Origin of the sequence: Bacillus cereus group sp. N8 (genome assembly GCF_016483685.1) — a bacterium.
Lineage (GTDB): Bacteria > Bacillota > Bacilli > Bacillales > Bacillaceae_G > Bacillus_A > Bacillus_A proteolyticus.
Genome location: NZ_JAEHBK010000029.1, coordinates 36,538 through 46,579 on the forward strand (window position 1 = coordinate 36,538; position 10,042 = coordinate 46,579).

The following is a 10,042-nucleotide window of genomic DNA, read 5'->3' on the forward strand; positions in this document are numbered from 1 at the left end:
CCATCCTATAGGGTGGCACCTTCTATTTGTGTCGTTATTTGTTTGTAAAGCGATATAATTTTACGCCCTAATATTGGAGAAGTAATCAATCACGAATTCACGAAATTGCTGGGCAGTTTTTGATAAGTAACGTTTCTTCGACCAACTTAAGCCGATGGTTCGCTCGCAATTAGGTTCAATAATACGTAACTTATTTGGTGCTAAAGTAGAGTTTTTTAATAAAGTTAAGCTTGGAACAAATGCGATGCCAAGACCTTGCTTAATGAGGTCGCTAATCACGGTTGGTTCATCTACTTCAAAAGCGATATGCGGAGTGAAACCAGCTTCTTTACAAAATTCATCTGTTAAGTGCCGAAATCCGTAACCAGTGTTCATACTAATGAACGGTTCGTCTTTTACTTCATGTAGATGAATACTTTCGCGGTTTGATAACCGATGGCCTGAAGGAACGACTAAGAAAATTTCTTCTGTAATAAGTGGTTCCCAAACTATTTCCTCGCCTTCAATTGGCACAGATGAGATACAAAAATCGATTTCCATATTATCTAGTTGTCTTTTCATAGAAGGAGTAGATGCAAGAAATTGCTGGAATCGAACATTAGGATGTTCTAGTAAAAAAGAACCGAGTAGCTCGGGTAATATTCTTGGAATAGAAACTGCAAGTGTAATAGAGCCTTGTTGTAATTCAGCTAAATCTTTAATTTCTCGTTCTCCTTCACTTAATTCATGAAGAATACGTTCTACTCGTTTTAAAAATACTTTTCCGAAAGAGTTTAATGTAATCTGTCGACCTTGGCGATCAAATAATGGAACGCCTAAGTCCTTTTCTAGTCTAGCGATTGTTTTGCTGAGTGAAGGCTGCGCGATATGTAATTCTTCAGCTGCTTTTGTCATATGTTCTAGTCGTGCGACTGTCTGAAAGTATTTTAATTGAAGAAGTTCCATTTCGAATCTCCTTTCTATAGACCAAAAGGAATGAATTTATAATTAAAGATGTATTATACAGTATGGAAAGTGACGTGTATAGTGAATCTGTTAAACCATTCGAAGGGTGTTAAATTAGGAGAAGGAGTATGTTTCATGAAGGGAATTCAACTTATATTTAAAGATTGGAAGGCGATGTGGAACCATAAACATGGACGTATCGCTTTAATTTTTTTGTTAATCGTTCCTTTAATTTATTCAGGATTTTTCTTAGCTGGATATTGGGATCCATACGGACGATTAGATAAATTACCTGTTGCAGTTGTAAATTTAGATAAGGGTGCTGCGATGGATGAAAAAACAATTCATGCAGGAGACGATTTTGTTAAAAATTTAAAAGAGAATAAGGAACTGGCTTTTCATTTCGTATCAGAAAAAAATGCTGATGAAGGGCTAAAAGAAGACAAGTATTATATGGTTGTTACGATTCCAGAGGATTTCTCTAAAAAGGTAAGTACACTTATGGATGAGAAACCAGAGCCGGCGAGGTTACAGTATAAAGTAAATCCAGGTAAAAACTTTGTAGCAGCTCAAATTGGAACGACAGCTGTTGAAAATATGAAAACAAAAATCTCAAATAGTATTACGAAATCTTATACAGAAGGTGTCTTTTCAAAGTTTCAAGATTTGGAACAAGGGTTGAGTGATGCAAGTAATGGTGCTGGGAAGTTACATGAAGGAACGACGGATGCAAAAAATGGGGCGAATCAGCTTGCAGATGGTATTAATCGTTTAAGTGACGGGACAGTGAAGTTGAAAGAAGGAAGTGGTAAGCTTGCCTCTAGCAAATCGGCGTTAACAGGGGGAGCAAATGAGCTTAGTCAAGGAGCGACATCACTTTATAGTGGTATGGAGTTACTAGCGCAAGGTGAAAAAACTTTACAATCAGGAGTTAGTGAATTAAGTGCCGGTACAAATGAATGGGTGAACGGAAGTGAGAAACTTGCTGAGGGACAAGTAAAAGCGGATGATGCGGCAAGTAGTATGAAGAAACAATTAGAGGAGTACATGAAAAATCATCCAGAAGCACAGCAAGATCCTGCTTTTCAAAAAATCGTTGCTACTTCTAATGGATTAGCTAAAGCAACAAATACTTTGAATAATAGCCAACAACAATTGACACAAGGCGCGAAGAAGCTTGCTGACGGTCAGCATAAGGTTGAAGAAGGCATGAATACATTCGGAGTTAAGTTAAGTGAAGCTACTGCTGGAACGAAAAAGATAGCAGATGGCACTTCGAATTTAGCTGATGGATTTGCGAAGTGGGGGAATGGATTTACTTCTCTACAAGAAGGTGTAAATCAGCTTGCGAGTGGTGGAACGGAGCTAAATAACGGTGCTGAGAAGTTAACGAACGGACTTGTTAAACTTGACGAGGGTGCGAAAGAACTTTCCACGAAATTGGGAGAGGGCGCAGAGAAGATAGCAGATGTTCGCAATGATGATGCACGCAATACGATGTTTGCAGAACCAGTTCAATTAGTGAAGTCAACAGTTTCTGACGTGCCTAACTACGGTTCAGGTATTGCACCATATTTCTTATCGCTTGCATTTTATGTTGGTGGAATTATGGCATCGAATATTTTACCGCTTGGCCGTAGACAAAATATGAAGGTAAGTGGAACGGTACACTTTGTTAATAAACTAGGATTGGTATATTTAATTGGACTTATTCAAGCGCTACTTGTAGATGTAGTTGTGCTAGATGTTATGAAATTAGAAGTTGCCAGTGTGCCACTCTTTGTTTTATCAAGTATTGTTATTTCCTTTACGTTCATGACGTTTATTCTTATGTTAGTAACCGTATTTGGTCTTGTTGGGAAGTTCGCAGCGGTAACGCTCCTTGTCCTGCAATTAGCGACGAGTGGGGGGACTTTCCCAGGAGAATTAAATGTAGCTGTTCTTAGCAAAATTGGACAGTTTCTCCCAATGTCTCATTCCCTTAGAGGATTACAAGATGTTATCTCTTTAGGAGATTGGTCGCAATTACAAATGCAAATTTTAATATTGTTATGCTACCTCGTTGTTGCTGGAGGGATTGCTTGGATCACGAGTCATATACAGCATAGAGAAAAAAGTGCAGAACAAGTTTCTTAAAATAAAAGAAGCTATCCGATTTTTCCGGATAGCTTTTTCTTATTTCTTTTCCATAACTGCAAAGTAATTATTTTCATTATCAGCAAAATTGAAGGCTCTACCAGTAGGTAAATCTACAACTTGTCCAACTGTGACATTTTTCTCAGAAAGATCTTTATATAGTTGATCTAAGTTAGTAGAGAAGAACATTAGAGACGGTGTATTTAAGTTTAATTCAGGTTGCATCTTCGCGATTAACGCTTTATCGTGAAGGACAATGCTTGTTCCAGCCTCTTTTGCCGGCGCAATTTCAATCCATCGAAATCCTTGACCGTTATTTTCTTCCGCAACGATTTGGAATCCTACTGTTTCTGTCCAGAATTGCACTGATTCATCTTGGTTATTTACATATAATATAATTTGTCCGATTTGAGTAATCATAGGTGTCTCCTGCTTTCTTTTTTTATATAGGTATTATTATATCAAATATATGGTTTAAATACTTTTTCATGATTCTTCCGAATGGCAATCTTGGCCCATTTCATATTTGTCGTAGGGGAAGGCCCTGTAATCCAAGTATGAAATGGTAGTATGCTGCAAATGACCATTGCTGAAATAGAGATTGTGGCTGTTAGTATAAATAATAATAGGCTATATAATATTGTGTTTTCTTGCAATGTGAATAAAGAAAGAAATTTTGTACATAGTTGTAAGAAGAAAAAATGAGCTAAATAAGCACCATACGTGTAATTCCCGATAAATCGTAAAGCTTTATATAAGAAACCGCGTCGCTGTACAATTGTAATAGATAGCACGTATAGTATGATAATTTCGCATACGATATATAGAAACATAGATGGTTTTAAATAAGTAGAAACAGTTAAATGAATAGAGTTCACGCCGTAAAAACTAAATAACTCATAATTGATGAATAAAAATAAGATGAAAAATAGTATTGTTATGAGCGGGATATGTTTCATGACGAATAAACGCCAAGTTTTTAATGCGACAGCAGCTATTCCTCCCATGACGAAATAGAATGAGTAGAAGAAGAAGGAACGATCTGTATAATGTAAAATGGTTGAGCTCGTCAATTTCTCTCCATTAAAAATGTAGTGAGAAGAGTACCACATTAAAAGGAAATATAGGCAAGCGAAAATGGTCATATATTTGTATATGTCTTTTTTATTTTCTGTTCGTTTTTGAAACCAATAAAATAGTGTGCATAGCAAAGGGAACAATAAGTGAATTTGGAACATCATAATAACGTACCAAAGATGAGGTGCAGCCGTTCCGAGTAATAAACTTTTTATTCCGCCTTGTAGTGTAATGACATCGTTTGTTGTTAATAGATAAAGAATAGACCAGAAGAAATAAGGAATGAGTAAATGTGCGGCTTTTTCATAAATATATTCTCTGTAAACGAGTTGCTTCGTATATAGCCGAATTAAATGGAAGCCGACGATAAATATGAATGCAGGTGCTGAAAATTTTGCAAGATTAAATAGCATGCCCATAATGAGGGATTGCTCGAGTAAGACATTTCCTTGGTTCATTGTATATAATAAGGAACTTTGCAAAACGACAGCAAGAAATGCAATGCTTTGCAAAACTTTAAATTCTGGTGCGCTTTGTGTCATTGTGTCCATCTCCTTTTCCATACATGATTATAGTACGGAGAATGGATGATAGGTGTGGAATATTTGTGAAGATTTCAACAAATTTGTGGCGATAGTAATTGATATTAATAAATAACGAAAAAAAGAAGATGCTCGAAACGAGCATCTTCTTTCTATCTATTAAGCAAATTTGTTTTTGATCCAGTTTTTACCTTCTACAAGGCGAGCTGTCATTACGGCACAAGCGTTATCTGCTGTTACGTTTAACATCGTTGCAGGAGGATCAATAATTGTACTAATTGCCGCGATAATCGGCAATGCTTCTGGCGGGAATCCGTATAGAGAAACGATTAACATTTCACCAATCATACCGCCGCCTGGAATGGCACCCATTACAGTTCCTACTAATAGAGAAACGACAAGTGCGATTGCCAATGTTTTCGGTCCTTCGAATTCCATGTTGAAAATACCGAATAAGAAAGCAATTTTTAATACGCCGCCTAAAACAGATCCGTCTTTATGAAGTGTAGACCCAAGAAGGACAACTGTTTCACGAACGTCTGAAGAAATACCCATTTTCTTCGTTGCTTCTAAGTTCGCTGGAATACTTGCGGCGCTACTACAAGTTGCAAGTGATGTAACTGTAGGAGAGACCATGTTCTTCCAAAATATTTGAACACCTTGCTTGCGACCTGCAAGGTATGCATAGAACGTAAAGAATACAAAGAAGTAAATTAGAGATGCAGGATAGTATACCATTGCTGCTCGGAAGTAAGTTCCAAGAAGTTGTGGCCCGAATTCACCAACTAATGCTGCGAAGTAAGCAGCAAGTCCGATTGGAGCGTAGTACATAATGAAAGATACGACTTTCATTGAAATTTCTGCACCAGCTTGTAGGAATGTAGCGAACGGTTTACCTTTTTCACCAACTGCTGAAGTTGCAATCCCCATTAAGATAGAGAAGAAAATAAGGGCTAACATATTTTCACGAGATAGTAACTTCGAGAAGTCAGATACTGTTAAGATACCGACGATTTGATCCGCAACACTAACTGCTTTTTCAGCTTTATCAGGCTGTGTTAGTTCTAATACAACACCTTGTGCTGGCGGGAATACTTTCACGATAATAATCATAAAAATAGCAGCTAAAATACTTGTAAATAAGAAAGTTCCAGCCATACTAGACATAATTTTACCGAAACGTTTTAATCCATCCATATTAGCAATAGATGACGCGATGCTAAAGAATACTAAAGGTACAACAATCGTAAACATTAAGTTTAAGAAAATGTCACCAAGCGGCTTTAAAGCAACTGCATCGGCACCCATGAAATAACCAATGAAACCACCAATTAGGATAGAAGATAATAAAATAAGTGGAAAGCGATATGCCTTCATAAATAAACCCTCCTATCGATTATAAAAAAAATCATACTGAATCATTATAGCGAGTTAGAGACATCTTTACTAGGAAAATACGATAGATGGAATAGCATGAAAACCAAGAAATTTTTGTTTTTAAGCTCGGCATACAGTTAGAAATCTAGACATATATATTTGTAACCTAGTGGTGGCAAGGGCTGCACCATAAATTAGGTGTAGAAAAAGGGGAGGGAAGCGGGATGAATATTTTACTTTGCTGTGCAGCGGGAATGTCTTCCAGTTTGATAGTTACAAAAATGGAGAAAGCAGCAGGGGCAAAGGGGATAGAGGTAAAGATTTGGGCTGTATCAGGTTCAGAAGTACGAAATCATATTGATGATGCAGATGTACTTTTACTTGGGCCGCAAGTACGCTATTTATTACCGAAAATGAAAGAATTATGTAAAGAGAAGGGAATACCTGTTGATGTAATTCAATCCGTCCATTACGGGCTTTGTAATGGAGAAGCTATCTTACAAGCAGCTTTGTCAATGAAACCATGAGGAGAGTGGGATAGATGATACGGTTTTTAGAGAAATATGTGATGCCAGTGGCAGGAAAGGTTGCAGAACAGAGACATTTGCAAGCTATACGTGATGGAATTATTTTAACGATGCCTTTCTTAATTATTGGATCATTTTTTCTTATTATTAGTGCATTACCAATACCAGGTTATAATGATTTTATGGCAGGGTTGTTTGGTGAGAATTGGCAAACAGCTTTGGGGTATCCAGTTAGTGCAACTTTTAATATAATGGCTTTAATAGCTGTTTTTGGAATCGCTTACAGGCTTGGAGAATATTATAAAGTGGATGCTTTAGCATCCGGGGCATTGTCGCTTGTGACATTTTTACTTGCGACTCCATTTCAAGTTGCATATATTATACCAAGCACTAAGGAAAGTGTGATTGTAGATGGAGCAATCCCAGCGGCGTTAATGGGAAGTCAAGGTTTATTTGTAGCGATGATTATTGCAATTATATCTACTGAAATATACCGATTTATTGTACAGAAAAAAATGATTATAAAGATGCCTGAGACAGTTCCACCTGCAGTAACACGTTCATTTGCTGCTCTTATTCCAGGATTTATTGTTGTGACAGTTGTTTGGATCATTAGATTGGTTTTTGAACACACAACTTTCGGAAGTATTCATAATGTTGTAGGGAAGCTACTGCAAGAGCCACTTAGTGTACTTGGGGCTAGCCTTTGGGGTGCGGTAATCGCAGTTATCATTGTCCATGTGCTTTGGGCATGCGGAATTCATGGTGCTGCAATTGTTGGTGGTGTAATGAGTCCGATTTGGTTGTCGTTAATGGACCAAAATCGAATTGCTTTTCAGGCTGGGCAAGACGTACCGAATACGATTACTGCACAGTTCTTTGACTTATGGATTTATATGGGCGGTTCTGGTGCAACACTTGCTTTAGTTGTAGGAATGTTATTATTTGCACGAAGTCAGCAATTAAAAAGTATCGGACGATTATCGATTGCTCCAGGTATTTTTAATATTAATGAAATGGTGACTTTCGGTATGCCGATTGTGATGAATCCACTTTTACTTATTCCATTTATATTGGTGCCAGTTGTGTTAACGATTGTTTCTTATTTTGCAATGGAATGGGGATTAGTTGCTCGTCCGAGCGGAGCGGCTGTACCTTGGACGACACCTATTCTTTTTAGTGGATATTTAGGATCGGGTGGGAAAATTTCAGGTGTTATTCTGCAACTTGTTAACTTTGCACTAGCATTCTTTATTTACTTACCATTCTTAAAAATATGGGATAAACAAAAATTAGCTGAAGAAAAGGGGGAGTAAAGAACTAAAATGGATACGATAGAGACGAAAGCTTTTCATTTAATCTTGCATGGGGGAAATGCGAGAAGTTGTTCAATGGAAGCAATTGATTGCGCGAAGCGTGGTGAATTTCAGGAAGCAGAAGCTAAACTACAAGAAGCGTTAAATGAATTGCAAGAGGCGCACCGTTTACAAACAGAGCTCATACAGAAAGAGGCTGGCGGGGAAAAGACAGAAGTTACCCTGCTGATGGTACATGCGCAAGATCATTTAATGAACGCAATTACAGTGAAGGAATTGGCGAGTGAGTTTGTAGAATTATATAGGAAGATGTCAGTAGCTGAATGAACCTTGCTTATGCAAGGTTTTTTCATGTTTTTAAAAGAGACAGTTATGACAATAAGAGGGCCACTTACGCAGGATTGCATGTGTTATTTCCAGGTTTATGTAAAAATGAAAGGGTAAAGTGAGCTTCATTATATGGTTTATGATGACTTTATATTGGAAACGAAAAATAGCAACATTAAATCATCAATTAAGATAAAGTGAAACTTTAATCAGTGGGGGTTTTACTGCCCGGCGAATAGCGGGGTGAATAAACTATGTATGTGTGCTTACCATCAGTGGAGTGTTATAAGTTCCACTGATGGTATTTTTATATTAACAAGCCTCCTTTTTCATGGATAAATGGGGGTGATAACTAATCGATAGTAACAAATTCTCCTACACCACGAATTAATTTTTTTATATGCATACGGTCTGGTTTTAAAACGCTTATTATAGAATCAATGGCTTTTTGAGGATCAACAGATGTGCCGCAAGTATAACAATCAATGGCTGCAAATTCCTTTTCAGGATAAGTGTGAATAGAGAGATGGCTTTCTGATAATAAAATTAATACCGTCACTCCATATGGGTGGAATTCTTTGTTACTTACATTTAAAACGTGAGCACCAGAGCGATTCGCAGCAGCAATTAAATGATGCTCTAAAAAATGAATATCATTTAATAGAGAAAAATCTACGCCCCATAAATCTACTATTATATGACGCCCAAATGTAGAATAGTCCATATATTTGTAGCCTCCTTGTTAAAACTCCATTTCTATTTGATAGCAATGATGTAGGGTAAGATCAGATTCTAAATTTAAAACGGCATTATTACGGTGCTCTAACTGTTCTTCTTTAAATTGAAATAAAGGAGTAAGAAGAGAAGGTAATGTTCGAGGGGATGGTACTACGTAAAATTGTTCGATTTGATTGAGTACAAGCGAGGAGTTAGCAGCAATATGAAATCCCCAGTCAGTTCCGAAAGAAGGAACAATTGTATGATAGCTTTTTACAATTAATCCGGCATTTTCAATTGTGTTACCGATGCTCCAATATACAAGAGGTGCATCAGCAGGTGAATTAGATTGGCAGACAAATGCTCCATCTTCAGTTAGGAATGTAGCTATAAGGGCAAAAAGTTCACTTGTATATAAAGTGCTTAGCACCTCTGTCGCTGGATCAGGAAAATCAATAATAATTACATCATATAAAGAGGAAGGAGATTTCAGAAATTCTTTCGCGTCACATACATGTACATTTGCACGATCATCAAAAAATGCTTGTTGATTTAAAGAAACTAATTCTGGAACATTGCGAGCCATCTTAATCACTTCTTCGTCTAAGTCGACGAGGTCTACATGGGTAACCGTTTCATATTTTAAAACCTCTCTTAAAGCAAGACCATCGCCACCGCCTAATATGAGAACACGCTTTGGATCTATTACCTTTGACATAATCGGGTGAACAAGTGCTTCATGATAGATTTGCTCATCGATGGAACTAAATTGTAGCTGTTTATCCAAATATAGACGAATATCGCTTACTTGGAGTAAATCAATGTTTTGATAATTGCTTTTTTTTTCAAATAAACTTGTATGTTCACCAGCTTGTATTTCTTTTAGCGAAATTTCATCCCATACATCTAAGCTGTGCGAATCAGTGGGTACTATTATTACATTTTCCGATTGTACTTGCTTATCCTGTTTGTCTTGTTTATCTTGTTTATCTTGTTTGTCCTGTTTATCTTGTTTGTCCTGTTTATCTTGTTTGTCCTGTTTATCTTGTTTGTCCTGTTTATCTTGTTTGTCCTGTTT

The 10,042-nt window shown here is 37.0% G+C and carries 10 protein-coding genes; 4 read left to right on the top strand and 6 right to left on the bottom strand.

The features are described 5' to 3' along the window. Nucleotides 1-60 precede the first annotated feature (60 nt). Nucleotides 61-945 (bottom strand): LysR family transcriptional regulator, encoded by an 885-nt coding sequence (locus tag JDS80_RS25320; RefSeq protein ID WP_071769816.1) that lies wholly within the window; start codon nucleotides 943-945, stop codon nucleotides 61-63. Nucleotides 946-1,080: 135 nt separating this feature from the next. On the opposite strand from JDS80_RS25320, the gene JDS80_RS25325 reads away from it, so the two are divergent. Beyond that, nucleotides 1,081-3,081 carry a YhgE/Pip domain-containing protein gene (locus tag JDS80_RS25325; protein ID WP_199640239.1) on the top strand — a complete coding sequence of 667 codons (2,001 nt, stop codon included), beginning with the start codon at nucleotides 1,081-1,083 and terminating at the stop codon, nucleotides 3,079-3,081. A 39-nt stretch (nucleotides 3,082-3,120) separates the two neighbouring features. On the opposite strand, the gene JDS80_RS25330 is transcribed toward JDS80_RS25325, so the two are convergent. The 3 genes from JDS80_RS25330 to JDS80_RS25340 form a co-directional block, all read right to left on the bottom strand. Beyond that, nucleotides 3,121-3,501: a VOC family protein gene (locus JDS80_RS25330; protein ID WP_199640240.1), complete on the bottom strand. Its 381-nt coding sequence runs from the start codon at nucleotides 3,499-3,501 to the stop codon at nucleotides 3,121-3,123. A gap of 41 nt (nucleotides 3,502-3,542) precedes the next feature. Beyond that, nucleotides 3,543-4,700, bottom strand: a complete 1,158-nt coding sequence (locus JDS80_RS25335) for an acyltransferase (RefSeq protein WP_098888447.1) — start codon at nucleotides 4,698-4,700, stop codon at nucleotides 3,543-3,545. Between the two features lie 159 nt (nucleotides 4,701-4,859). Continuing rightward, nucleotides 4,860-6,077 (bottom strand): dicarboxylate/amino acid:cation symporter, encoded by a 1,218-nt coding sequence (locus JDS80_RS25340; RefSeq protein WP_000649358.1) that lies wholly within the window; start codon nucleotides 6,075-6,077, stop codon nucleotides 4,860-4,862. A 224-nt stretch (nucleotides 6,078-6,301) separates the two neighbouring features. On the opposite strand from JDS80_RS25340, the gene JDS80_RS25345 reads away from it, so the two are divergent. Genes JDS80_RS25345 through JDS80_RS25355 form a run of 3 tightly spaced genes read left to right on the top strand, consistent with a single transcriptional unit; the run spans nucleotide 6,302 to nucleotide 8,247 of the window. Further along, a complete protein-coding gene (locus JDS80_RS25345) occupies nucleotides 6,302-6,604 on the top strand; it encodes a PTS sugar transporter subunit IIB (RefSeq protein WP_071743925.1) in 303 nt (100 codons plus the stop codon). 14 nt (nucleotides 6,605-6,618) lie between these two features. Next, nucleotides 6,619-7,920: a PTS cellobiose transporter subunit IIC gene (gene celB, locus JDS80_RS25350; RefSeq protein ID WP_098888446.1), complete on the top strand. Its 1,302-nt coding sequence runs from the start codon at nucleotides 6,619-6,621 to the stop codon at nucleotides 7,918-7,920. Nucleotides 7,921-7,929: 9 nt separating this feature from the next. Next, the gene (locus tag JDS80_RS25355) at nucleotides 7,930-8,247 is read left to right on the top strand and encodes a PTS sugar transporter subunit IIA (RefSeq protein WP_071769811.1); all 318 of its coding nucleotides are present in this window, start codon (nucleotides 7,930-7,932) and stop codon (nucleotides 8,245-8,247) included. Nucleotides 8,248-8,599: 352 nt separating this feature from the next. Here the strand turns inward: JDS80_RS25355 and speD are convergent, their stop codons facing one another. Both speD and JDS80_RS25365 read right to left on the bottom strand, forming a co-directional pair. Then, entirely contained in the window at nucleotides 8,600-8,971 is a 372-nt protein-coding gene (gene speD / locus JDS80_RS25360) for an adenosylmethionine decarboxylase (protein ID WP_044738101.1), read from the bottom strand. 18 nt (nucleotides 8,972-8,989) lie between these two features. Beyond that, nucleotides 8,990-10,042: polyamine aminopropyltransferase (locus tag JDS80_RS25365; protein WP_199640241.1), on the bottom strand; the 1,053-nt coding region annotated here is incomplete at its 5' end.

Bases quoted from the DNA above. Each gene is read 5' to 3' on its own strand.
- JDS80_RS25320 (WP_071769816.1), bottom strand. From the start codon at position 945: ATGGAACTTCTTCAATTAAAATACTTTCAGACAGTCGCACGACTAGAA.
- JDS80_RS25325 (WP_199640239.1), top strand. From the start codon at position 1,081: ATGAAGGGAATTCAACTTATATTTAAAGATTGGAAGGCGATGTGGAAC.
- JDS80_RS25330 (WP_199640240.1), bottom strand. From the start codon at position 3,501: ATGATTACTCAAATCGGACAAATTATATTATATGTAAATAACCAAGAT.
- JDS80_RS25335 (WP_098888447.1), bottom strand. From the start codon at position 4,700: ATGACACAAAGCGCACCAGAATTTAAAGTTTTGCAAAGCATTGCATTT.
- JDS80_RS25340 (WP_000649358.1), bottom strand. From the start codon at position 6,077: ATGAAGGCATATCGCTTTCCACTTATTTTATTATCTTCTATCCTAATT.
- JDS80_RS25345 (WP_071743925.1), top strand. From the start codon at position 6,302: ATGAATATTTTACTTTGCTGTGCAGCGGGAATGTCTTCCAGTTTGATA.
- celB (WP_098888446.1), top strand. From the start codon at position 6,619: ATGATACGGTTTTTAGAGAAATATGTGATGCCAGTGGCAGGAAAGGTT.
- JDS80_RS25355 (WP_071769811.1), top strand. From the start codon at position 7,930: ATGGATACGATAGAGACGAAAGCTTTTCATTTAATCTTGCATGGGGGA.
- speD (WP_044738101.1), bottom strand. From the start codon at position 8,971: ATGGACTATTCTACATTTGGGCGTCATATAATAGTAGATTTATGGGGC.